This is a genomic window from Streptomyces sp. GQFP (assembly GCF_021545335.1).
Taxonomy (GTDB): domain Bacteria; phylum Actinomycetota; class Actinomycetes; order Streptomycetales; family Streptomycetaceae; genus Streptomyces.
Window position 1 is genome coordinate 1,058,236 of sequence record NZ_CP089312.1, and the last position, 24,398, is coordinate 1,082,633.

Below are 24,398 nucleotides of genomic sequence, written 5' to 3' on the forward strand. Positions count from 1 at the left end.
GTAAGAGGGCCCCGCCCTCTGGGGGTTGAGCCAGGTGCGGTGGTGCGGTCAGCCCTTCAGGCCGCCGGAGAACCCCTGGATGATGTATTTCTGCAGGAAGAGGTAGGCGATGAGGACCGGGACGATACTGACGGTGAGCCCGGCGAAGATCATCGGCCACTGGGAGACGTACTGGCCGACGAAACCGTAGAGAGCGACCGGGGCGGTCTGGCTCTCGGTGCCGCTGAGGAACAGCAGCGGGGCGAAGAAGTCGTTCCAGATGGCGATCGCGTTGAGGATCACCACCGTGCCGGTGACCGGCCGCAGCAGCGGGAAGACGACGCTGACGAAGGTGCGCAGCGGCGAGCAGCCGTCCATCACCGCGGCCTCCTCGTACTCCACGGGCAGGGCGCGCAGGAAGCCCGTGTAGAGGAAGACGGAGAACGGGAAGGTCAGTCCGGCGTAGTAGACGATCAGGGACCAGGGAGTGCCGAGCAGTCCCAGGTCGCGAATGCTCGTGTACAGGGGCAGCAGGGCGAGTTGCATGGGCAGGACGAGGCCGGCCGCGATGCCGTAGAAGGTGAGCCTGGACCAGGTACGGGTGACACGGGCCAGTGGGTACGAGGCGAGGGCCGCGATCGGCACGAGCAGGAGCAGGCTCGCCCCGGTGATGAGGAAGCTGTTCCCGAGGGCCGGGCCGAGCGCCGCGGTCTTCCAGGCGTCGGCGAAGTTGTCGAAGTGCGGGCTCAGTGCCGGGCTCAGCATCCCCGAGTCGGCGTTGGCCGGCTTGAGGGAGATGTTCACCAGGGCGTAGAGCGGGACCATGAAGAGGATGGCGCCCAGGATCAGGACGGCTTCGAGGACGCCGGTCCGCCAGGTGTAGCGCGTGATCATGAGGACGGCCTCCCGGGACGGTTCATGAGGGCGTACTGCACGCCCGAGATGGCCAGGACGAAGACGGTGAGGACGAGGGCCAGGGCGACGCTGTAGGAGAACTGGCCGAGGTTGAAGGCGTCCTTGTAGATGAGGGTGGAGATGGTGTCGGAGGCGTTGCCGGGGCCGCCGCCGGTCATCACCATCACGATGTCGAACTGCTTGAGCGCGTTGATGACGGTCAGCGAGAGGTTGATGGTGAACGCCGGCAGCAGGAACGGCCGTACGACGTACCAGAAGCGCCGGTAGGGACCCGCGCCGTCGAGGTGCGCGGCCTCCAGCACGTCCTGGGGGACGCTCTGCAGTCCGGCGAGGAAGATCGACATGGCGATGCCGGTGTGCTGCCAGATGATCACCGCGCAGACCGACCAGAGCGCCAGGTGGGGATCGCCCAGCCAGTCCTGCTGCCAGGACTTCAGGCCCACCGAGCCCAGGAAGGAGTTCAGCGAGCCGGTCGGTGCCAGCAGGTACTGCCAGACGAAGCCGGCGACCAGCGGGGTGATGACCACCGGGGCGAAGTACAGGACGCGCAGCAGCAGACGGCTCTTCACCCGCGAGTGCACGCCGAGCGCCAGCAGCAGGCCCAGCACGATCTGTCCGGCGGTGACCACGAGGGCCAGCAGCAGGGTGTTGCCGATCGCGCTGCGGGCCGCGTCGTCGTCGAGGACGTCACGGAAGTTGTCCCAGCCCACCCAGTCGAACTGGTTGCCGAGCCCGGTCCAGTCCGTGAAGGCGTAGGCGCCGCCTCGGATGCTCGGGACGATCACGATGTAGGCGTAGAACAGCAGTCCGGGGACGAGGAACCACCATGGTGGCGCCATCCCGCGCCCACCCCGTCCGACCCTCTTGCGGACCCGCCGGGGCTCGGCGTCGGCCGGGACGGGACCGGGGGTCTTCTCGGGATCGGAGCGCGCTGCGACGGTGGTCAGCTGCCCCTGCGGCACAGTCACGGCTGGCACTCCACAGGTCGTAGTAATCGATTGCCGTGGAACGTACGACCCCGGATGCGGACACGGCAAGAGGCCAGGCGGTGTTTTGTTTCGGGGAATTTTCCCATCCGTGACGGATAGCGTCTCTCACCAGGCATTTCTCATCGCATAACGGTTGGGATTCACAGCCTGGAAGTGCCTCGATCACCTCACGTACACGCGTTGACCTCATGGAGATTGCACCGCTACGGTCCTAGTACACGATTACTTTTGATGACCGAGGAGCCCGATGCGTGACCGTCCGACGGCCCTGTTCGCCATGAACCCCGTGCATCTGGCGGAGTTCTTCCCGCGCCCCCTGCTGGACCGGCTGGGCCGGCTCGTGCGGATCGACGAGGGGCTGATCGCCCAGGACTTCACCTCGCCGGCCGTCACGGAAGCGCTCACCGGCACGGAGATCATGATCACCGGCTGGGGCTGCCCTCCGCTGGACGCGGAGTTGCTCGCCGCCGCTCCGCGGCTGCGGGCCGTCCTGCACACCGGAGGCAGCGTGCGCAGCTATGTCACCGACGCCTGCTGGGAGCGCGGCCTGGTCGTCTCCAGCGCGGTGCAGGCCAACGCCCTGCCCGTGGCGGAGTACACCCTGGCGATGATCCTGCTGGCCGGAAAGGACGCCTTCACCCTGCACGAGCGCTATCGCGCCGAGCATGTCTATCCGCCCGTCGGTGACCTCGCGACGCTGGGCAACAACGGCCGCCGGGTGGGCGTCATCGGCGCCTCCCGGGTGGGCCGTCGCGTTCTCGAACTCCTGCGCCCCTACGATCTGCGGGTGACTCTGCACGACCCGTACGTCGACGCGGCGGAGGCGGCGGCCCTCGGTGCCCGGCTGCTGCCCCTCGACGAGTTGCTGCGCACCAGCGACGTCGTCAGTCTGCACGCACCGGAGATCCCCGCGACCCACCGGATGCTGGACCGCGAGCGACTCGCCCTCATCCCGGACGGCTCCGTCCTGATCAACACCTCGCGCGGTTCCCTGATCGACCCCGTCGCACTCACCGAGGAACTCGTGTCGGGGCGGATCGCCGCGGTGCTCGACGTCACCGAACCGGAGCCGCTTCCCGCCGATTCGCCGCTCCACCGGCTGCCCAACGTCTTCCTCACCCCGCACATCGCGGGCTCGATCGGCAACGAGCTGGCACGCCTGGGGCAGACCGTCGTGGAGGAGGCCGAGCGGCTCGTCGACGGGAGGCAGCTCGTCCACGAAGTACGCCACGCCGACCTCGTCCACGTGGCGTGAGCCGAGTGACGTCACTCCGGTTCCGCCGGGGCCTCCCCACCGGGCCCCGGAACCGGACACTTGCCACGGTGGACCACACAGACGGGAGAGCACTGCGATGAGCAGGCGCGCCGCGGGCAGCGCGGACGACGGGAGCAAACGGGCCACGGTCAAGGAGGTCGCGGCGCGGGCCGGGGTGTCCACAGCCACCGTGTCCCGGGTCCTGGCGGGCAACTACCCGGTGGCAGCCGCCACGCGCGTCAGGGTCCAGCGGGCGGCACATGACCTCGACTACGTGCTCAACGCCGGTGCCCGCGGTCTGCGGCAGACCACCAGCAACACGGTCGCCTTCGTGGTGGCCGACGTGAAGGGCCCGTTCTTCTCCCTCATCGCCGACGGCGTCGAGCAGCAGGCCACCGAAGAGGGCCGCCTGTGTCTGGTGTGCACCACGCACAACGACCAGGCCCGCGAACTCGCAGTCATCAACCTCCTGCGCCAGCAGCGCGTCGAGGCGGTCATCCTCGTCGGGGGCACCGCGCAGACCCCCGAGTACACGGAGCGCATGGTCAAGCTCGCTCACTCGTTGGACGCGGAGGGCTCCCGCCTGGTCCTGTGCGGGCGGGCACCGCTCGCCGGCGATCCGGACATCCCGCAGACAGTCGTGGAGTACGACAACGAGGGCGGCGCCTTCGCCATGACCAGCTATCTCCTCTCCCTCGGCCACGAACGGGTGGCACTGCTCGGGGTCGAGAGGCAGTCGACCGCCAGCGAGCGGGTGGGCGGCTACCGCCGCGCGCTGGAGAGCCGGGGCCTGGCCTTCGACCCGGACCTCGTGCTCCCGGGCACGCACAGCCGAGAGTCCGGCTACGAGGCCACGCGCCAACTCCTCTCGTCAGGACAGGACTTCACCGCCGTCTTCGCGGTCACCGACATGATCGCGGCGGGTGTGCTCAAGGCACTGCGCGAAGCCGGGGTACGCGTACCCGAGGACGTCTCCGTGGTCGGGTACGACGACATTCCGCTCGCCTCCGACCTCTTCCCCGCCCTGACCACGGTGCATGTCCCGCACGAGCAACTGGGGCGCAGCGCGGTGAAGTTGGCCCTCAATCAAGAGCAACACCCCGTCCAGCACATCCGGATGGGCACCCATGTGATGGTCCGCGACTCGGCCGGCCCGGTCGGCGCCTGGCGTGCGGGAGTGGCGCGGTGAACCGGCCGACGGGTCTGCGTGTCGAGCACCTCGACGAGGCCCTCGGCATCACCGAGCGCCGCCCCCGGCTGTCCTGGCGGCTCCCCGAGGGGGCGGGCGGCCAACTCGCGTACCGCATCCGCTCGTTGGGCGCCGACACCGGCCGTGTCCCGTCCGACCGGCATCTCCTCGTCCCCTGGCCCGGCGGCACGGCCCGTTCGGGGCGGCGTGTCGAGTGGCAGGTCAAGGTCTGGACGGAGCGTGGCGAGAGCGAGTGGTCCGACGCCGCACCCTGGGAGTGGGGACTGCTGGGGCCGTCCGACTGGACGGCCCGCTGGATCGAACCGCACGAGGACTCGGTACCGCGGCCCGGTGAGCGTCCGGCGTATGTGCTGCGCCGCGGCTTCCGGCTCGAACGCCCGGTCCGGAGCGCCCGGTTGTACGCCACGGCCCACGGCGTGTACGAGGCCGAGCTGAACGGCGTCCGTGTCGGCGACCTCGAACTGACCCCCGGCTTCACGTCGTACCACCACCGCCTCCAGGTGCAGACGTACGACATCACCCACCAACTCCGCCGCGGCGGAAACGACCTGCGCGTGCTCCTGAGCGACGGCTGGTACCGCGGGGTGACCGGCGCCCTCCAGGAACCGGACGGCTACGGCGACGAGGTGGCGCTCCTCGCCCAGCTCGTCGTCACCCACCCCGACGGCAGCCGCACCGTCGTCGGCACCGGGCGGGGATGGCACAGTGCCGAAAGTGCCGTCACCGCCGCCGACCTGCTTCTCGGCCAGACCACCGACCTGCGCCGGACGCCGTGCGGGTGGCGGCCGGTACGCCTCGCCACGGGCGGGGTGTACGACGACTTCGACCGCCTCACCTCTTCCCCCGCTCCCCCGGTCCGCCGCGTGGAGACCCTCCGGCCGGCCGCCGTCACCCTTCTTCCCGGTTCGGGCCGGCAGATCGTCGACCTCGGCCAGAACATCAACGGCTGGGTGCGGCTGAACGACACCGGGCCCGCTGGCAGCACCGTCACGCTCACCCACGGCGAAGCCCTCGGCCCCGACGGCGATGTGACCCTCGATCACCTGACGGCGCATCACTACGTCACCGGAGAGCCGTTCCCCCTGCACCAGCGGGACCGGGTCACCGCCTCCGACCGCCCCGGGGAGTCCTTCGAGCCCCGGCACACCACCCACGGTTTCCAGTACGTACGGATCGAGGGCCACCCCCGCGCACTCGGCCCCGACGACCTCACCGGTGTCGTCGTCCACACCGATCTGCGCCGCACCGGCTGGTTCGACTGCGACCACGACGACCTCAACCGCCTGCACGAGGCCGCGGTGTGGAGTCTGCGCGGCAACGCCTGCGACATCCCCACCGACTGCCCCCAGCGCGAGCGGGCCGGCTGGACCGGCGACTGGCAGCTCTACCTCCCCACCGCCGCGTTCCTGTACGACGTCGCCGGCTTCAGCGTGAAGTGGCTGCGCGACCTGGCCGCCGACCAGTGGCCGGACGGCAACGTGCCCTGCATCGTGCCGCGCGGCCCGTCCGGTGTGATGGACGCCCTGGACGGCTCCGCGGGCTGGGGCGACGCGGCCGTCATCGTGCCCTGGGAACTGTGGCAGGCGTACGGCGACCTCGACATCCTGCGCGAGCAGTACCCGTCCATGACGGCCTGGGTGGACCACGCCGCCCGGTGCGCCCGTGGGAAGCAGCACCCGGACAGGGCGGCCAACGACCCGTATCTCTGGGACACCGGTCACCACTTCGGCGAATGGCTGGAGCCCGGCGGCACCGAGGTGATCGACCCGACGCTGGACCACAGCGACGTCGCCACCGCGTTCCTGCACCGCTCCGCCGACCTGCTGGCGCGCAGCGCGCGACTGCTGGGCCGCGGCCGGGACGCCGAACGGTACGAGGAGATCGCCGCGGGCGCGCTGCGCGCCTGGCAGGCCGCGTGCCTCGCCCCGGACGGCGGACTCACCCCGTCGACCCAGGCCACCCATGTCCGTGCCCTCGCCTTCGGCCTCGTCCCCGAGCGGCTTCGCGAGGCCGTGGCCGACCGCCTCGCGGCCCTGGTCAAGGAGGCGGACACCCACCTCGGCACCGGTTTCCTCGCCACGCCCGACCTGCTGCCCGTGCTCGCCGACCACGGCCACCTCGACCTGGCGTACGAACTCCTGCTGCGCCGCACCCCGCCGTCCTGGCTCGGGATGCTCGACCGCGGCGCCACCACGGTCTGGGAGTCCTGGGAGGGCATCGACGAGGACGGCGCCCCGCACGGCTCCCTGAACCACTACAGCAAGGGCGCCGTGATCTCCTTCCTGCACACCCGCACCTCGGGCATCCGGCTGCTGGAACCCGGCTACCGCCGGTTCCTCGTCGAACCCCGGCCGGGCGGCGGGATGCGCCGCGCGGAGGCCGAGCACGACAGCCCGTACGGCCGGATCCGCTCCGCGTGGCGCATCGAGCAGGGCACCTTCCACCTCGATGTCACGGTGCCCGCGGGCACCCGCGCCGAGATCCGCCTCCCGGACGGCACCCGCACCGAAGTCACCCCGGGAACACACCACTTCGGCGTCCCGGGCCGGTAACGGCGGATCGGGGGATCTGTCCGCTCCATGCGTCCTGCAGGGTCTAATCCGACAGCTTACGGAAACCCAGTAGCAACAACCTATTGACATGACATTTCCCTGACGGCATCGTACTCGCCTTAGAGAGCGCTTTTAAAGCGCTCTAAACGATCGTCGTCGGCGCCGCGGCCTCCATACCCGGGGGCTCCGGAGCGAAGGGAACCCACGTCATGCCGTTGGAAGTCCTGACCATGGGCCGGGTCGGAGTGGATGTGTATCCGCTCCAGACCGGCGTAGGGCTGGCCGAGGTCACCTCGTTCGGCAAGTACCTGGGCGGCAGCCCGACCAACGTCGCCGTGGCGGCCGCCCGGTACGGACATTCGGCCGCCGTGATCACCAAGACGGGCCGGGATCCGTTCGGGGACTTCGTGCGGTCGGCGCTGGAGGGCTACGGCGTCGACACCCGCTTCGTCGGTACGTCGGACATCGCGCCGACCCCGGTGACGTTCTGCGAGATCTTCCCGCCGGACGACTTCCCGCTGTACTTCTACCGCCTGCCCAAGGCCCCGGACCTGGACATCCAGCCCCACGAGCTGGACCTGGACGCGGTGCGGGACGCGGCGATCTTCTGGTTCACGGGCACCGGGCTGAGCGAGGAGCCGAGCCGCTCGGCCACCCTCGACGCCCTGGCGCACCGGGCGAAGGCGGGCACGACTGTGTTCGACCTCGACTGGCGGCCGATGTTCTGGGCCGACCCGGCCGAGGCCCGTAAGTTCTACGCGCAGGCCCTGCGCCACACCACCGTCGCCGTCGGCAACCTCGACGAGTGCGAGGTCGCCACCGGTGAGCGCGAGCCGTACGCCGCCGCCAAGGCACTGCTGGCCGCAGGCGTGGAGCTGGCGGTGGTCAAGCAGGGCCCCAAGGGTGTGCTGGCGATGGGCCGGGACGGCCAGACCGCCGAGATTCCGCCGGTGCCGGTGGACGTCGTCAACGGGCTCGGTGCCGGTGACGCCTTCGGCGGCGCCCTGTGTCACGGCCTGCTGTCCGGCTGGGACACCCGGCGCACGGTGTCCTTCGCCAACGCCGCCGGCGCGATCGTCGCGGGCCGGCTGTCCTGCTCCGACGCCATGCCGACCGAGGCCGAGGTCGACCACAAGCTCCGCGAGTCCTCCCCCGCCCCCACCGAAGCCTCCACCGAACGAAAGGCCTGACGACGTGCTGTCCGACAACCTGAGCCGGATCGTGTCCGCCCGGGTGAACGACCCCGGCGCCGTCGCGGCCGCCGCCACCCGACGCGCCAAAGCCACGTCGCTGCTCGGCGAGCACGGCAAGGCGATGATCATCGCCGCCGACCACCCGGCGCGCGGCGCCAACGGCGTCGGGGGCGATTCCACCGCCATGGCCGACCGTTCCAAGCTGCTGGACCGCCTGTGTGTCGCCCTGGAGCGGCCGGGCGTGACGGGTGTGCTGGCCACCGCCGACATCCTGGAGGACCTGCTGCTGCTCGGCGTCCTCGACGGCAAGAGCGTCCTCGGTTCCATGAACCGGGCGGGCCTCGCGGGTTCGGTGTTCGAGATCGACGACCGGTTCACCGGCTACGACGCCGAGACGATCGCCGCGATGGGCTTCGACGGCGGCAAGATGCTCACCCGTATCGCACTCGACGACCCGGCCACCCCGTCCGTCCTGGAGAACACCGCACGTGCCGTCGACGAGCTGAACGACCGTCAACTCATCGCCATGGTCGAGCCGTTCCTCTCCACCTGGCAGGACGGCCGGATCCGCAACGACCTCTCCACCGACGCGGTCGTCAAGTCGGTCACCATCGCCTCGGGACTGGGCCGCCGCACCGCCTACACCTGGCTGAAGCTCCCGGTCGTGGACGACATGGAGCGCGTGCTGTCCGCCTCGACACTCCCCGCGCTGCTGCTCGGCGGCGAGGTCAAGGACGCCGACGCCGCGTTCGCGTCCTGGGGAAAGGCGCTGAAGCAGCCCACCGCGCAGGGTCTGGTCGTCGGCCGCTCCCTCCTCTACCCCTCGGACGGCGATGTCGCCGGTGCGGTCGACAAGGCGGTGAGCCTGCTGTGACGGACACGAGTAAGTACCACCTCCCCAAAGGGAGTTCGGCCGACGGACCCTACGACCTCCTGGTCACGCCCGAGTCGGCGGGCTGGGGATACTCCGGCCTCAGGATCCTGACCCTGAAGCCGGGCGAGGCGCACGCCCTGTCCACCCGGGACTCCGAGTTCCTGGTCCTGCCACTGACGGGCTCCTGCACCGTCACCACGGACGGCAAGGTCTTCGAACTCGCCGGGCGGACAGGCGTGTTCGCCTCGGTCACCGACTTCGCGTACCTCCCGCGCGAGTCGGAGGCCCTCATCAGCAGCGCGACCGGCGGTCGGTTCGCGCTGCCCTCAGCCCGTACCGGGCGGAGCTCACTCTCCGCCCGGTACGGCCCCAAGGAGGGCGTCCCCGTCGAGCTGCGCGGGGCCGGAGCCTGCTCCCGCCAGGTCAACAACTACTGCCTGCCGGGCACCTTCGAGGCCGAGCAGCTGCTCGTCTGCGAGGTGCTCACCCCCGGCGGCAACTGGTCCTCGTACCCGCCCCACAAGCACGACGAGGCACGCCCCGGGGTGGAATCCGAGCTGGAGGAGATCTACTACTTCGAGGTCGACGGCGGCGAGCGGGCCTTCGGTTACCAGCGGGTGTACGGGACCGAGGACCGGCCGATCGACGTGCTCGCCGAGGTCCGCTCCGGCGACACGGTGCTCATCCCGCACGGCTGGCACGGCCCCTCGATCGCCGCCCCCGGCTACGACCTCTACTACCTCAACGTCATGGCGGGTCCCGGTCAGGACCGCGCCTGGCTGATCTGCGACGACCCCGCCCATGGCTGGGTGCGTTCCACCTGGGAGTCCCAGGACGTCGACGACCGGCTGCCCTTCGGAGAGAACCAATGACTACCGTCCGACTCACCACCGCCCAGGCCCTGGTCCGCTTCCTGGCCAACCAGTACAGCGAGCGCGACGGCCAGGAGCAACGGCTGATCCCCGGGGTGTGGGGCATCTTCGGGCACGGCAACGTGGCCGGCTTCGGGCAGGCGCTCCTCCAGGCCGCCGTCACCAAAGAGGCCGATCTCCCCTACTACCTGGCCCGCAACGAGCAGGGCATGGTCCACGCGTCGGTCGCCTACGCGAAGATGCGCGACCGGCTGGCCACCTTCGCCTGCTCGGCGTCGACGGGGCCCGGCTCGACCAACATGATCACCGGCGCGGCCCTGGCCACCACCAACCGCATCCCGGTGCTCCTGCTGCCGTCCGACATGTTCGCCACCCGCGCCGCCGACCCCGTCCTCCAGCAGCTGGAGGACGCCCGGGGCGGGGACGTCACCGTCAACGACGCCTTCCGCGCCGTCTCCAAGTACTTCGACCGTATCTCCCGCCCCGAGCAGCTGATCCCGGCCGCGCTCGCCGCGATGCGGGTCCTCACCGACCCCGTCGAGACCGGCGCCGTCACCCTCGCCCTGCCGCAGGACGTGCAGGCGGAGGCGTACGACTGGCCGGTCGCGTTCTTCCGGCGCCGGGTCTGGCATGTGGGCCGCCCGGTGCCGGAGGCAGCCGCTGTGGAACGCGCCGCCGCCCTGCTGCGGGGTGCGCGGAAGCCGCTGATCGTCGCCGGTGGCGGCGCCGTCTACTCGGGTGCCGAGACCGCTCTGCGGGCCTTCGCCGAAGCCACCGGGATCCCGGTCGCCGACACCCACGCCGGCAAGGGCGCGGTGCCGTGGGACCACCCGTACGCGGTCGGAGGCCTCGGCTCGACCGGCTCCTACGCCGCCAACGAACTGGCCCGCGATGCCGATGTCGTCCTCGGGATCGGCACCCGGTACTCCGACTTCACCACCGCCAGCCACACCGTCTTCGGCAACCCGGACGTCACCTTCGTCAACCTCAACGTGGCCCGCCTGGACGCCGTGAAGCACTCCGCCGAACCCCTCGTCGCGGACGCCCGGCTCGGTATCCAAGCGCTCGCGGGAGCGCTCACGGACTGGGAGGTCGACCAGGAGTACCGCGACCGGACACGCCAACTCATCGCCCGTACAAGGGAGATCGAGGAAGAGTGCTTCGCCCCGGAGCGCAACACAGGCGAACTCCCCGCCCAGACCCAGATCCTGGGCGCGCTCAACGACGTACTCGGCGACCGTGACGTCGTCATCAACGCGGCCGGATCCATGCCCGGCGACCTCCAACAGCTCTGGCGGGCCCGGGATCCGAAGGCCTACCACGTCGAGTACGCGTACTCCTGCATGGGCTACGAGGTCGCCGCCGGTGTCGGCGCGAAGATGGCCGATCCCTCGCGGGAGGTCGTCGTACTCGTGGGCGACGGCTCGTATCTGATGATGGCTCAGGAGATCGTGACCATGATCTCCGAAGGCCTCAAGGTCATCGTCGTCCTCGTCCAGAACCACGGCTTCGCGTCCATCGGGGCGCTGTCGGAGTCGCTCGGCTCGCAGCGGTTCGGCACCAAGTACCGCTACCGCAACGGCGATTCGGGCCAGCTCGACGGCGATGTCCTCCCCGTCGATCTCGCCGCCAACGCCTCCTCGCTCGGCGCCGACGTCCTGCACGCCACCTCCGTCGACGAGTTCCGGGCGGCGATGGAGAAGGCCAAGGCGGCCACCCGGACGACCGTCGTGCATGTCGAGACCGACCTGTACGGGCCCAACCCGCCCGGCCACGGCTGGTGGGACGTCCCCGTCGCCCAGACGTCCGCCCTGGACTCCACCCGCGCCGCGTACGGGACCTACTCCGCCCACAAGCAAGCCCAGCGCCACTACCTCTGAGAAGGAACCCTCACGTGACAACCATCCCTCACTGGATCAACGGATCCCCGGTCCCCGGCACCGACACCGCCCCCGTGTTCAACCCCGCCACCGGCGCCGAGCAGGCCCGGGTCGCCCTCGGCGGCTCCGACGACGTGGACGCGGCCGTCACCGCCGCCGCACACGCCTTCGAGACCTGGTCCGAGTCCTCCCTCACCCAGCGCACCCAGGTCATGTTCGCCTTCCGCCAACTCCTCGTCGAGCACGAGGAGGAACTCGGCCGGATCATCTCCGCCGAACACGGCAAGACCGTCGACGACGCACGCGGCGAGATCACCCGCGGCCGCGAAGTCGTGGAATTCGCCTGCGGCCTCGGCGACGTCCTCAAGGGCTCCTTCTCCGACCAGGTCTCCCGCGGCATCGACGTCCACAACTTCCGCCAGCCGCTCGGCGTCGTCGCGGGCATCACGCCCTTCAACTTCCCCGCCATGGTGCCGCTGTGGATGCACCCCATCGCGATCGCCACCGGCAACACCTTCATCCTCAAGCCCAGCGAACGCGACCCCTCCGCCGCGAACTTCGTCGCCGAGCTCTACAGGAAGGCGGGCCTGCCGGACGGCGTCTTCAACGTCGTCCACGGCGGCAAGCCCGCCGTCGACGCGATCCTCACCCACCCCGGCATCGAGGCGGTCTCCTTCGTCGGGTCGACGCCCATCGCCAAGTACGTCCACGAGACGGCCACCGCCCACGGCAAGCGCGTCCAGGCCCTCGGCGGCGCCAAGAACCACGCCGTCGTCCTCCCCGACGCCGACCTGGAGTTCGCCGCCAACCACATCACCGCCGGCGCCTACGGCTCCGCGGGCGAACGCTGCATGGCCGTCTCCGTCACCGTGGCCGTCGGCGACGCGGCGGACGGGCTGGTCGAGGTGCTGGAGCGCAAGGCCCGCGAGATCAAGGTCGGCCCCGGCGACACGCCCGGCACCGACATGGGCCCGCTGGTCACCAAGGCCGCCCAGGAACGCGTCGAGAACGCCGTCGGGGTCGCGGCCACCCAGGGCGCCACCGTCGTCGTGGACGGACGCGGCCTCAAGGTGGACGGCCACGAGGACGGCTTCTTCACCGGCCCCTCCCTCCTCGACCACGTCACCACCGAGATGGACGCCTACAAGGAAGAACTGTTCGGCCCGGTTCTGGCAGTCGTCCGCGCCGAGTCGCTCGACGATGCGATCGCGCTGATCAACGCCAACCCGTACGGCAACGGCACCGCCCTGTTCACCGCCTCCGGCGAAGCCGCCCGTCGATTCCAGCGCAACATCAAGGTCGGCATGATCGGCATCAACGTCCCCGTGCCCGTCCCGATGTCCTACTACTCCTTCGGCGGCTGGAAGGACTCCCTCATCGGCGACTCCCCCATCCACGGCCCCGAAGGCATCCGGTTCTACACCCGCCCCAAGGTCGTCACCACCCGCTGGCCCCAGCCCGCCCAGCAGACGACCGCCGGCTTCAGCTTCCCCACCTCCAGCTGACGGCAGACGGCCGCCCCGCCGTCGTACGCACGCGCGACCACCGTCCGCTGCGACCACAACCCCTCCCCCTCCCCTCTCCGACAGGAGACGGCCATGGACGTCAAGGACGACGACGTGACCCAGACTCAAACGCCCTACACCCTCATCGACGACGCCCCGCCTCCCGTCCGGAGGCGGCTGCGGATCATCACCGTCATCGCCACCTTCGGCGGACTCCTCTTCGGCTACGACACCGGCGTCATCAACGGCGCCCTGCCCTACATGACCGAGGACCTGGGCCTGACCCCCTTCACCGAGGGAATGGTCACCAGCTCGCTCCTGCTCGGTGCGGCGCTCGGTTCGCTCCTCGGCGGCAGGCTCTCCGACGCCCGCGGCCGGCGCCGCAACATCCTGCTCCTCGCCGTGGTCTTCTTCTTCGGAGCACTCGGCTGCACCCTGGCACCGACCACCGAACTCATGATCGTGGCACGCTTCGTGCTCGGCCTCGCGGTCGGCGGTGCCTCGGTGACCGTGCCGGTGTATCTGGCGGAGATCTCGCCCGCCGAGCGCCGCGGGCGTCTGGTCACCCGCAACGAGCTGATGATCGTCAGCGGTCAGCTGGCCGCGTTCACCTTCAACGCGGTCATCGCCAACGTCGGCGGCGAGTCGGCCGGCGTCTGGCGCTGGATGCTGGTCATCGCGACCCTGCCCGCGGTCGCGTTGTGGTTCGGCATGCTGGTCATGCCGGAGAGCCCGCGCTGGCTCGCCTCCCAGGGCCGGTACGCGGATGCCCTGGCGGTCCTCAAGCAGGTCCGCTCCGAACAGCGTGCCGAGGCCGAGCTCAGCGAGGTCTCCGCGATGGCCGTGGAGGACGAGAAGGCCAAGCTCGGCGGCTGGGACGACCTCCGTGTGCCGTGGGTGCGCAAACTGGTCCTGGTGGGTGTCGGCATCGCGATCGTCATGCAGATCACCGGCGTGAACACGATCATGTACTACGGCACGCAGATCCTGACCGACGCCGGCTTCGCCGCCGACAGCGCCCTCACCGCGAACATCGCCAACGGTGTGATCTCGGTACTGGCCACTTTCGTCGGCATCTGGCTGCTGGGGCGTGTCGACCGCCGCCCGATGCTGATGATCGGTCAGATCGGCACCATCGCCGCCCAGTTGCTGATCGGCGTCTTCTCGCTCATCCTGCCCGCCGGTGACGGCCGCGCGTTCGCGGTCCTGGCGATGACCATCACCTTCCTCGCCTTCCAGCAGGGCGCGATCTCCCCGGTGACCTGGCTGATGCTGTCCGAGATCTTCCCGCTGAAAATGCGGGGCTTCGGCCTGGGTATCGCGGCCTTCGCCCTGTGGATCACCAACTTCCTGATCGGGCTGGTCTTCCCGGTCCTGGTCGACGCGGTCGGCGTGTCCAACACGTTCTTCGTCTTCGTCGTCCTGGGTCTCCTCGCGGTCGCCTTCGTCAAGAAGTACGTGCCCGAGACGCGCGGACGCTCCCTCGAGAACCTCGAACACGAACTCAGGGCCCGCTTCTCCTGAACACCCCCTGCCGCCGGTCCCGTCGGGGTCCGGGGGCGCAGAAAGGAACTCCCATGACTGTGCGCGTAGGAGTGATCGGGGCCGGCTGGATCGGTCAGGAACACATCCGCCGGCTGACCGAGACCGTGACCGGCGCCCAGGTCACCGCGGTCACCGACATCGACGCCACTCGCGCCGAGGAGGCGGCGGCCCGGGTCGGCGCCCAGGTGTTCGCGAACGGCGCCGAGCTGATCGCGGCGGACGACGTCGACGCGGTGCTCGTCACCTCCTGGGGCCCCACCCATGCCGAGCACGTGCTGAACGCGATAGCCGCCGGGAAACCGGTGTTCTGCGAGAAGCCGCTGGCCACCAGCGCCGAGGACTGTCTGCGCATCGTCGAGGCCGAGCGGGCCCATGGCCGCCGCCTGGTGCAGGTCGGCTTCATGCGCCGCTTCGACGTCGGCTACCGGCAGATGAAGCAGGTCATCGAATCCGGCCGCATCGGTGAGCCGCTGATCGTGCACTGCGCCCACCGCAACCCGACCGTGCCCGAGTCGTACCACACCGACATGGCCGCGCTGGACTCGGCAGTGCACGAGATCGACGTCCTTCGCTGGCTCCTCGACGACGAGATCGTCTCCACGCAGGTGGTCCTGCCGCGCTCCACGAGCAAGCGCTTCGCGCATCTGAAGGACCCGCAGATCATGCTCTTCGAGACCGCGAAGGGCGTCCGGATCGATCTGGAGGTCTTCGTCAACTGCCAGTACGGCTACGACATCCAGTGCGAGACCGTCGGCGAGGAGGGCCTCGTACGACTGCCCGACCCCGCCGCGGTCGGCGTGCGCACCGCGGGACAGCACAGCACGGAGGTGCTCACGGACTGGGTGGGACGCTTCGCGGACGCCTTCGACACCGAGTTCCGCGAGTGGATCGCGGGCATCGCCGCCGGCAACGAGCCCACGGGTCCGTCCGCGTGGGACGGTTACGCGGCAACCGTCATCTCCAACGCCACGGTCGAGGCACGGCAGTCGGGCCGCATCGTCACCACGGACATGAAGCCCCGGCCCGCGTTCTACGGCGGCACCGCGTGAAAGTACCCCTCGGCACCTGTGTGATTGGCGCCTGACAAGAAGACCGAACACCGCCTCGGCCGTCCACTCCTTGGGAGTGGGCGGCCGAGGCGTTTCATCGAGGTGGTCGGGGACGGTGGGCAGACCCGCGCCATGCAGCACAATGAAGAAGAACCGCTGCCCGGGAGGAAGCCGACACCGGCGTCGTCACGTTCATGCCGGGTCGGAAACGACATCCTCGCCAACCCTCTGCGCCGGATCCTGGCTGTGGGACATCCCTGTGCCAGGCGCGGTTCCTCCCCTTGTCCGCGCCTCCCCGATGCCGCGGACCGGCCTTGGCTCTTCCCGGCCTCCGGGGACTCGACGCGACCGAACGCCGTTGGTCGGCCCTCCGGTCGGGCCCTCGCACCCGCGCGCTGCGCGATCTTCCGCACGACAGAGCCGCCCAGGGCACGCAGCCCTGGGCGGCTCTTCTGGCCAGAAGGCCACGGCGACGCCGGCGAACGAGGCACGGTTGCGAACCGTGCCTCGCGCGATCAGGCGTCGGCCTGCAACTGTGCCAACTCGGCTTCGAGGTCGGCCATGGCTTCGCCGCCGGCCATGAGATCGGTGATCTCCTCGCGGGTGCGCTCGCCCTTGCGGAAGTCGTCGGCCTTCTGGCCGCGTATGAGGACGGCGAAATGGTCGCCGACCATCATCGCGTGCCGGACGTTGTGGGTGACGAGGATGACGGCCACGCCCTTGGCACGGGCCTGCATGACGATCCGCAGGACGTGGGCGGCCTCCTTGACGCCGAGCGCCGCGGTGGGCTCGTCGAGGATGAGGACGTTGGCGCCGAAGTAGACGGCGCGCGCGATCGCGAGGGCCTGGCGCTCGCCGCCGGACAGGCTGCCCACGAGGCGGCCGCCGTCGGTGACTCGCGTGATGCCGAGGGACTGCATCTCGCGTACGGCTATCTCACCGGCCAGTTTCTTGTCGAACAGTTTGAACGGGCCGAAGCCCTTGGTGGGTTCGGCGCCGACGAAGAAGCAGCGGCCCACGCCCATCAGCGGGAAGGTGCCGCCGAACTGGTGCACGGTGGCGATACCGCGGGCGCTTGCGTCGCGGGGGCTGTCGAAGGCGACCGGTTCGCCGCCCATCTCGATGGTGCCGGTGGTGGGCTTGTGGAACCCGGCCATGATCTTGATGAGGGTGGACTTGCCGGCGCCGTTGTCGCCGAGCAGGCAGAGCACCTTCCCGGCGTTCACCTCAAGGGAGATGTCCTGCAGCGCGTTGGTGCCGAGGAACGACTTGCTGATGCCGTCCAGGCGCAGCACGGGTGCGGTCATGGTCAGGCCTTCTTCGCGGTGCGGGGCTTGTAGGACAGGGCGAGCCGGCGGAACGTGTTGTTCATCAGGACGGCCGTGAGGATGAGGATGCCGAGGATCAGGCTGGCCCAGTCGGAGTTCCAACCGGTGTAGTAGATCCCCTGGTTGACGATGGCGAACGTCAGCGTTCCCAGGACGACGCCGACGACGGAGCCGTACCCGCCGGTCAGCAGCACGCCGCCGATGACCACGGCGATGATGGAGTTGAAGACGAAGGACTGGCCATTGGCCACCTGGGCGCCGTTGTACAGGATGGTCTGGATCACCCCGACCAGGGCGGCGCCGAATCCGCTGCCCATGTACAGGGCGATCTTCACCCTGTTGACCGGGATGCCGGTGGCGCGAGCGCTCTCCTTGTCACCGCCGATGGCGAAGATCCAGTTGCCGTACTTCATCATCTGCAGCACCACCGTGACGCAGACCGCGATGCCGAGCCACCAGAAGATCGCGACCTCGAACTGGCCGCCGATCAGCTGCCCGAACAACGACTTCGACAGGGGGTCGGGGCTGATCGGGACGCTCGTGGTGCCGGTCGTGACGCGGGACAGGCCAAGGGTGAGACCGGCCATGCCGGACAGCGTGGCCAGCGTGACGACCAGTGAGTGAACGTTGGTACGGGTGACCAGGATCCCGTTGAGCAGGCCGGTCAGCAGCCCGAGCGCGAGCGCGCACAGGATGCCGACGATCATCGGGGCACCCCAGTGGCCGGAGACGATGGCCAGCGTCATCGAGCTGCCGGCCAGCACCGAACCCACGGACACGTCGAGCTCGCCGGCGATCATCAGCAGTCCGACGGGGATGGCGATGATGCCGAGCTCCGCGGCGATGTTCAGCCAGCTCGCCGCTCCTCCCGCGGCCAGGAACTTCTCGCCGCCGAAGATCGCGAAGAAGACGAAGACGCTGATCGTTCCGATGAGCGCGCCGACCTCGGGACGATGTCGCAGTTGCCCCAGCGGGCTCTCGGACTGCTTCGGGGGAGCGACGACCGTCTCTTTCTCGGTCGTCGTGTCGGGAAGTGAGGTTGTCATCGGAGTCGTGTCACTTTCGTGGATCTGGATGGGTGCTGGGTGGAGTACCGGGGAGAGGTGCCGGGCCCGGGCCGGGCCCGGCACCTGAGGGTGGATCAGCGCACGCCGGCCTTGGTGCCGGAGATCGCCGCGTCGACGTTGTCCTCGGTGACCAGCAGCGGGCCGGTCAGGATCGGGTTCTGCGGCGGGAGGACGCCGTAGGACAGGTACTGGTTGGCGATCGACACGACGTAGAAGCCCTGGAGGTACGGCTGTTGGTCGATGGCGAACAGCTGGTCGCCGGCCTTGATCCGGTCGAGCTGGCTCTGCGAGAGGTCGAAGGTGCCCAGCTCGACCTTGTCACCGACCTGGGCCTGCTTGATCGCGGACGCGGCGCTGTCGGCGTCCCCGACGGCGATCGTCACCACGGCGTCGATGCTGCTGTCCTTCAGCAGCGCGGCCTTGATCGCCTGCGTGACGGCCGACGGGTTGCCGAAGTTGGAGGAGGGCAGAGGGAGTTGCTCGGACGAGGAGCCCTTGCTGGTGGCGCCGTCCTTGATGCCCTTGCAGCGGGCCTCCTGGTTGGCGGAACCGGGCACGGTGTTGACGCACAGGATGTTCTTGGCGCCTTCCTCGGCGAACTTGGCACCGCCGGCCTTGCCGGCCTCGTAGTCGTCCGACCCGATGTACTTCACGGCGCCGACCCGCTCGGCCGCGTCGATGCCACCCGAGTTGTAGATGAACACGGGAATGCCCTTGGCGATGGCCTGCTTGATCGCGGAGTCCTGGTTCTCGGGCACCCAGTCCGGCACGAGGATCGCCGACGGATTCTGCGATATGGCGGTCAACGTCAGCTTGGCGACGTCCGGGCCGAGGTTGTCGTAGTTCTGCGGGCCGAGGTAGGTGACCTTGCCGCCCCCCGCCTTCACCAGCTTCGTCGCATCCTCGACACCGCGCTTGACCGCGGAGAAGAACGGGTCGTCGGACTTGCCGCCGATGACGTAGATGGAGTTCTTGCCGCTGCTCTTCGTGCCGGACGTCGATCCGTCCCCGGCGGGCGCTGTCGACTGCGCGTCGCTGTCGCCCGTGGCCTTGCCACTGGCGCACCCGGTCAGCGCGGTCGCCGCCACGGCGAGCACGCTCACCGCGGCCAGGGCCCTTCTGGAGAGGCGACGGCCGAGCAGCGGCCGGCCGATCTGAGTGCGTTCCATGTGCTGGGGTGCTCCTTCGTGTGATGCCGGGCGGGGCGTAAGCGGGCCAGGCATTTCTCGGGTGTGTCGGCGCGACGGAGGGTGCGCGCGAACAGGCCGCGCGGATGCGGGGAAAGACCGGCACGTCCGCCACACCAGGTATTCGCTCGGACGGGCATAGAGGCGTCGGAGATCAGCAGAACGGCTCGTCGCGGGGGTGTCCCGGCACCGATCACGGCAACGCCGGTCTGAGTGGTGGATAAGGGCTCCGCGATCTTTTAAATCGCTTTAAGCGGTGGCCAGAGCATGCTTGTGTTTCGGAAACGTGTCAAGAGTCTGCTCACAAATGCACGCTGTGCCGTATCCACCCATGAAAAGTTGCATCAGCCACATATCTGCCGCCTGCGCTGCCGCGTCCCACGGTCGACGAGCACGCTCCGGCCACCTCGCGCGGAGCGGTCCGACGGAATCAGTTCGGCTGCGCCGTGGTTCCCCGCACGACGAGCGAGGGGGCGAGGACGATCTCGCGAGGCGCGGTGCGACCCTGGTCGAGGCGTTCGACGGCGGCCGCCACGGCCTGACGGGCCTGTTCCTCGGCGTTCTGGCTGACGGTGGTCAGGTTGAAGCAGCTCAGCCGGGACAGGGTGTCGTCGTCGTAGCCGACGACGGAAACGGCGCCAGGGACGTCCACCCCGGCTCCCCGGAGAGCGGTGAGCAGGCCGATGGCGCTCCGGTCGTTGAACGCCACGACGGCGGTCGGCAGGCCACCACCGTCGAGGAGGTGACGACCGGCCTTCTCACCGGCCTCCTCGGTGAGGTCCCCGTGGAGGATCCTGATCTGCCCGTCGAGACCATGGCGGCGCATGGCGCTCCGGTAGCCGCGGCGCCGGTCGGTGGCGATGACGCCCTTGCCGCCGTCGACATGGGCGATCGCACGGTGGCCGAGGCCCACCAGATGGTCGATGATCTGACCGACCCCGTCGTCGTCGGCACTGCGTACGACGTCGAGATCGGCCCCGACGATCCGGCGGCCCACCGAGATGACGGGCGCCTTGCGGTCGAGGTCGGCGAGAACGGAGACGGGGGCCACCGGGCCGAGGAGGATCAGCGCCTCGCAGCGGAAGGCCAGCAGCGTCTCTATGGCCGTGTTCTCGTCGCGGGTCCGGGTCTGGGTGCTCAGGACGAGGTCGTATCCGACCTCCTCGGCGGCCGTGTGCAGGTGCTCGACCAACTCGGCCTGGAAGGCACTGTGGACGTCGATCATGACACCGAGCAGCCGGCTGCGCCTGCTCGCCAGGGCGCTGGCGGTGCGGTCGGGGCGGTAGCCGAGATCGGCGGCCGCCTTCAGGACGCGCTGCCGGGTGCGCTCGCTGGGGCCGGGCACGTTGCGCAGCACCAGCGACACCGACGCCGTCGACAGGCCGACGCGCGCGGCGACATCCTCCAGCCGGGGGCGCTGAGTCGCGCCGTTGCCACCCGCGGGGGCAGCGGAGCCGAACTCGTCCACACGACCTCCCGTGGTTCTGTGGCAACACTCTTGACATCTGCCTGTGACGCCGCTGATAGTACCAGGACTTAAAGCGCTTTAATCGACGTCTTGACTGGCCAAACCCCGCCAGGACGTTCGCGAGCACTCGGTTCACCCGCTCCCGACCGGAAGCGGTGCCCGGTCCCTCCCCCGTCCCCTAGCCACGGCGCCCTCGCCGGAGAGGAATCACCATGAGCACAAGGCCGATCGGGGTGGCCGTCATCGGAGCCGGAATGGCGGGCCGGGCGCACCTCAACGGCTACCGGCAGGCCGCGACCCAGTACGGCGCCGGGCTGCCCGAGGTGCGTCTGGTCGCGGTGGCCGACGCCCACGAGCCCTTCGCCGTGGACGCCGCCCGCCGCTACGGCTACCAGCGGGCCGAGACCGACTGGCGGGCGATCGTCGAGGCCGACGACATCGACGCGGTCAGCGTCGTGGTCGCCAATTCCTTGCACCGCGAGATCGTCGAGGCCCTGCTGGCGGCGGGCAAGCACGTGCTGTGCGAGAAGCCGCTCGCGCCGACCGTGGCCGACGCCGAAGCCATGGTGAAGGCCGCCGAGGGCACCGGCCTGGTGGCCGCGACCGGTTTCACCTTCCGCCGCTCACCCGCCGTCAACGCCATCCGGCAACAGGTGCGGGAAGGCTCACTCGGGCCCGTCCAGCACTTCAACGGGCACTACTGGTGCGACTACGGACACAACCCGGACGCACCGATGAGCTGGCGCTACAAAGGCGCACCCGGCTCCGGGGCGCTGTCCGACATCGGCAGCCACCTCATCGACGTCGGCGAGTACTTCTGCGGTCCGGTGCAGCGCGTCCAGGGCGCCGTCCTGTCGACCCAACTCCACGAGCGACCCGTACCGCTGGGCACCGCGGTGGGGCACTCGGCCGACGTACAGGTGAGCCAGGAGCGCGAGCCGGTCGAGAACGAGGACATCGCCACCTTCACCGCGACGTTCGCCTCCGGCGCCGTCGGCACCTTCTCCGTCTCGCGCATCGCCCGCGGTCTGGCCAACTCCCTTGGTTTCGAGGTGTTCTCGAAGGGCGGTGCGGCGACCTTCGAACTGTCACGTCCGGCGGAGTTCACCATCGCCGACTCAGCCGCTTCCGACCCCGTCGACGGCTACCGGCGAGTGGTGGTCGGTCCCGGCCACCCCTACATCGCCGGCGGCCTGCCCATGGACTTCCCCAGCGTCGGCCACGGCCAGCACGAGTTCTTCGTCTGGCAGGCCCGGGCCTTCCTGGAGCAGATCGCGGGCCTGGACCGGCTGCCGCCCTGCCCCACCCTCGCCGACGGGCTGCACAACCTGCGCGTCATAGACGCGATCGTCGCCTCCTCCGACGCCGGCGGCAAGGCCGTCACCGTCCAGTGACCCGCCCCCGCCTGGCTCCCCCTCGCCGAACAGCTCCCCCAACAGCTCCCCGACAGAAGGAACTTCCATGAGGCTCGGTGCCTACCCGGCCGTCCCCCATGACAAGCCCCTGGCCGAGGCCCCCGCCGCGCCGCGCGAGCCCGGGCTTCCCGGTACGGAGATCGACTCCGACGGCTTCGGGCCCGCCCCGCGGCTGCCCGCCGCCGGCATCCGCACCCGCCAGGGCGGAGTACCCCGGGCAGTGCCCGGAGTACGGCATCACCCTGACCGCGCTCCGCTGCGACGGCAACCCGCGCCCGCCGACAGCACCACCATCACCATCGAGAATGCCTGAGGAAACACACGATGAAGCTGGGACTCTACAACGCGGTCCTGCACGACCGGCCGCTGCCGGAAGCGATCAAAGTCATCGCCGATCTGGGCCTGACGGGCATCGAGATCAACACCGGTGGCTTCCTGCCGGCCGTGCATGTGCCGACCTTCGACGACATCCTCGTCAGCGACACCGCCCGGGACGACTTCCTCGGCCTCTTCGAGGGCACCGGCGTCTCCATCGCCGGTCTGAACGCCAACGGCAACCCGCTGCACCCGAACCCCACCATCGGCGAGAAGCACGCCGAAGACATCCGCCGCTCCATCCGCCTGGCGGAGCGGCTCGGACAGCACCGCCTCGTCACCATGTCGGGTCTGCCCGGCGGCGAGCAGGGCGCGTCCCGCCCGAACTGGATCGTCAACGCGTGGAACTCCGCGGCCCTGGACGTGCTGGACCACCAGTGGAAGATCGTCGCGGACTTCTGGCGCGAGACCGACCGGCTCGCCCGTGACCACGACGTCAAGGTCGCCCTGGAACTGCACCCGCAGAACGTCGTGTTCAACTCCGCCGACGTGCACAAGCTCATCGACCTCACCGGCGCGACCCACGTGGGCGTCGAGCTGGACGCCTCGCACCTGTTCTGGCAGCAGATGGACCCCGTCAAGGTCGTCCGTCACCTCGGCGAGCTCGTCTTCCACGCCGCCGCCAAGGACGTCCGCGTCAACCCCGAGCACGCCGCCCTCAACGGAGTACTCGACAACAGCTTCCGACGCCTGTCGCCCGACGAGGCGCGCACCAACCTCGGCGGCGACGAGTGGGCCAACGAGTGGCCCAAGGCCTCCGCCTGGGACTTCGTCGCCCTCGGCAAGGGACACGACGTCGCCTACTGGACCGAGTTCCTGCGCGCCCTCCATGAGGTCGACCCGGACATGCTGGTCAACATCGAGCACGAGGACACCGAGCTCGGCCGGGTCGAGGGCGTCGCCGTGGCCGCCGAAGTACTCAAGGCAGCCGACGCGGCACTGCAGGAGTCACTGCGGTCATGATCGCCTGGGCCAGCTACCCCTACCAGGGCCAGGTCGTCCTCGTCACGGGAGCGGGCACCGGCATCGGCCGGGCGACCGCGCGTGCGTTCCTCGAGCAGGGAGCGAGCGTGGCGGTCCTCGGCCGCCGTCCGGAGCCACTGCGAGAAGCCGTGGCCGGCTTCGACGCCGAGCGCGTGCAGGTGCTCGGCGCCGACGTGACGGACGCCGACGCGCTCGAGCACGCGGTGGCCGCGATCAGCGAACGCTTCGGCCGCCTCGACGTCGTCGTCGCCAACGCCGGCACCAGCGAGCCCAGTTTGATCGACACCTTCGACAACGCGGCCTGGGAGCGCCTGCGGTCGGTGAACCTCGACGCGGTCATCCGTCTCGCCGGCCTGACCGTGCCGCTGCTCCGCGCCACCGGCGGCAACTTCGTGGCGATCTCCTCCATCGCCGGCCTGCGTGGCGATTGGGGCCAGTTCGCCTACAACGCCACCAAGGCAGCGGTCAACGCGTTTGTGCAGAGCCTCGCCCTCGACCTCGGCGCCGACGGCGTACGGGTGAACGCCATCGCGCCCGCCTTCACCGTGTCCCGACTGACTCAGGAGCGCCTTGACGACCCGACGTTCTCCGAGCGGCTCCTCGACCGCGTCGCACTTGACCGGGTCGCCCAGCCCGAGGACATCGCGCGTGCGGTGCTCTTCCTCGCCGGCCCCGACGCCGGATACATCACGGGGGCCGTGCTCCCCGTCGACGGAGGCACCAGCGCGTCCAGCGGTACACCTCGTCCTGTCTGAG

At 69.8% G+C, this 24,398-nt stretch carries 20 protein-coding genes; 14 read left to right on the top strand and 6 right to left on the bottom strand.

The genetic code is table 11. The features are described from left to right. Positions 1-48 precede the first annotated feature (48 nt). Together LUX31_RS04780 and LUX31_RS04785 are read right to left on the bottom strand one after the other, a co-directional pair. Entirely contained in the window at positions 49-873 is an 825-nt protein-coding gene (locus LUX31_RS04780; protein WP_235473336.1) for a carbohydrate ABC transporter permease, read from the bottom strand. Continuing rightward, positions 870-1,862 (bottom strand): carbohydrate ABC transporter permease, encoded by a 993-nt coding sequence (locus LUX31_RS04785; RefSeq protein ID WP_235473337.1) that lies wholly within the window; start codon positions 1,860-1,862, stop codon positions 870-872. The genes LUX31_RS04780 and LUX31_RS04785 overlap by 4 nt, the downstream gene beginning before the upstream one ends. Before the next feature lie 268 nt (positions 1,863-2,130). On the opposite strand from LUX31_RS04785, the gene LUX31_RS04790 reads away from it, so the two are divergent. The 10 genes from LUX31_RS04790 (at position 2,131) to LUX31_RS04835 (ending at position 15,818) form a co-directional block, all read left to right on the top strand. Beyond that, positions 2,131-3,138, top strand: a complete 1,008-nt coding sequence (locus LUX31_RS04790) for a hydroxyacid dehydrogenase (RefSeq protein WP_235473339.1) — start codon at positions 2,131-2,133, stop codon at positions 3,136-3,138. A gap of 97 nt (positions 3,139-3,235) precedes the next feature. Continuing rightward, positions 3,236-4,327 (top strand): LacI family DNA-binding transcriptional regulator, encoded by a 1,092-nt coding sequence (locus LUX31_RS04795; protein WP_235473341.1) that lies wholly within the window; start codon positions 3,236-3,238, stop codon positions 4,325-4,327. Continuing rightward, entirely contained in the window at positions 4,324-6,900 is a 2,577-nt protein-coding gene (locus LUX31_RS04800; RefSeq protein WP_235473343.1) for a family 78 glycoside hydrolase catalytic domain, read from the top strand. The genes LUX31_RS04795 and LUX31_RS04800 overlap by 4 nt, the downstream gene beginning before the upstream one ends. Before the next feature lie 209 nt (positions 6,901-7,109). Next, positions 7,110-8,090 (top strand): 5-dehydro-2-deoxygluconokinase, encoded by a 981-nt coding sequence (gene iolC, locus LUX31_RS04805; protein ID WP_235473344.1) that lies wholly within the window; start codon positions 7,110-7,112, stop codon positions 8,088-8,090. A 4-nt stretch (positions 8,091-8,094) separates the two neighbouring features. Next, entirely contained in the window at positions 8,095-8,967 is an 873-nt protein-coding gene (locus LUX31_RS04810; RefSeq protein ID WP_235473345.1) for a Cgl0159 family (beta/alpha)8-fold protein, read from the top strand. After that, positions 8,964-9,839, top strand: coding sequence for a 5-deoxy-glucuronate isomerase (gene iolB / locus LUX31_RS04815; RefSeq protein WP_235473347.1), 876 nt, complete (start codon positions 8,964-8,966; stop codon positions 9,837-9,839). Before LUX31_RS04810 ends, iolB begins: the two co-directional genes overlap by 4 nt. After that, complete coding sequence (gene iolD, locus LUX31_RS04820; RefSeq protein ID WP_235473349.1) at positions 9,836-11,719, top strand: 3D-(3,5/4)-trihydroxycyclohexane-1,2-dione acylhydrolase (decyclizing); 1,884 nt, start codon at positions 9,836-9,838, stop codon at positions 11,717-11,719. The genes iolB and iolD overlap by 4 nt, the downstream gene beginning before the upstream one ends. A 14-nt stretch (positions 11,720-11,733) precedes the next feature. Beyond that, positions 11,734-13,224 (top strand): CoA-acylating methylmalonate-semialdehyde dehydrogenase, encoded by a 1,491-nt coding sequence (locus tag LUX31_RS04825; protein ID WP_235473350.1) that lies wholly within the window; start codon positions 11,734-11,736, stop codon positions 13,222-13,224. 93 nt (positions 13,225-13,317) lie between these two features. Next, positions 13,318-14,748 carry a sugar porter family MFS transporter gene (locus LUX31_RS04830; RefSeq protein ID WP_235473352.1) on the top strand — a complete coding sequence of 477 codons (1,431 nt, stop codon included), beginning with the start codon at positions 13,318-13,320 and terminating at the stop codon, positions 14,746-14,748. Positions 14,749-14,801: 53 nt separating this feature from the next. Continuing rightward, a complete protein-coding gene (locus LUX31_RS04835; protein ID WP_235473354.1) occupies positions 14,802-15,818 on the top strand; it encodes a Gfo/Idh/MocA family protein in 1,017 nt (338 codons plus the stop codon). Between the two features lie 515 nt (positions 15,819-16,333). On the opposite strand, the gene LUX31_RS04840 is transcribed toward LUX31_RS04835, so the two are convergent. From LUX31_RS04840 to LUX31_RS04855, 4 genes are all read right to left on the bottom strand, one after another. Next, positions 16,334-17,125: an ATP-binding cassette domain-containing protein gene (locus LUX31_RS04840; RefSeq protein WP_235473355.1), complete on the bottom strand. Its 792-nt coding sequence runs from the start codon at positions 17,123-17,125 to the stop codon at positions 16,334-16,336. Between the two features lie 2 nt (positions 17,126-17,127). Further along, on the bottom strand, positions 17,128-18,192 hold the full coding sequence (locus LUX31_RS04845) for an ABC transporter permease (RefSeq protein ID WP_235473357.1): 1,065 nt from the start codon (positions 18,190-18,192) through the stop codon (positions 17,128-17,130). 95 nt (positions 18,193-18,287) lie between these two features. After that, positions 18,288-19,382: a sugar ABC transporter substrate-binding protein gene (locus LUX31_RS04850; protein WP_235473359.1), complete on the bottom strand. Its 1,095-nt coding sequence runs from the start codon at positions 19,380-19,382 to the stop codon at positions 18,288-18,290. 448 nt (positions 19,383-19,830) lie between these two features. Next, on the bottom strand, positions 19,831-20,868 hold the full coding sequence (locus LUX31_RS04855; protein ID WP_235473361.1) for a LacI family DNA-binding transcriptional regulator: 1,038 nt from the start codon (positions 20,866-20,868) through the stop codon (positions 19,831-19,833). 212 nt (positions 20,869-21,080) lie between these two features. Between LUX31_RS04855 and LUX31_RS04860 the strand changes: the two genes are divergently transcribed. The 4 genes from LUX31_RS04860 to LUX31_RS04875 all read left to right on the top strand — a co-directional run bounded on the left by LUX31_RS04860 (position 21,081) and on the right by LUX31_RS04875 (position 24,397). Continuing rightward, the gene (locus LUX31_RS04860) at positions 21,081-22,262 is read left to right on the top strand and encodes a Gfo/Idh/MocA family protein (RefSeq protein ID WP_235473362.1); all 1,182 of its coding nucleotides are present in this window, start codon (positions 21,081-21,083) and stop codon (positions 22,260-22,262) included. A gap of 67 nt (positions 22,263-22,329) precedes the next feature. Then, positions 22,330-22,596 carry a hypothetical protein gene (locus LUX31_RS04865; protein WP_235473364.1) on the top strand — a complete coding sequence of 89 codons (267 nt, stop codon included), beginning with the start codon at positions 22,330-22,332 and terminating at the stop codon, positions 22,594-22,596. Positions 22,597-22,607: 11 nt separating this feature from the next. After that, positions 22,608-23,621 (top strand): sugar phosphate isomerase/epimerase family protein, encoded by a 1,014-nt coding sequence (locus LUX31_RS04870; protein WP_235473365.1) that lies wholly within the window; start codon positions 22,608-22,610, stop codon positions 23,619-23,621. Beyond that, positions 23,618-24,397 (top strand): SDR family NAD(P)-dependent oxidoreductase, encoded by a 780-nt coding sequence (locus LUX31_RS04875; RefSeq protein ID WP_235473367.1) that lies wholly within the window; start codon positions 23,618-23,620, stop codon positions 24,395-24,397. Before LUX31_RS04870 ends, LUX31_RS04875 begins: the two co-directional genes overlap by 4 nt. The last annotated feature ends 1 nt before the right edge of the window (position 24,398 follow it).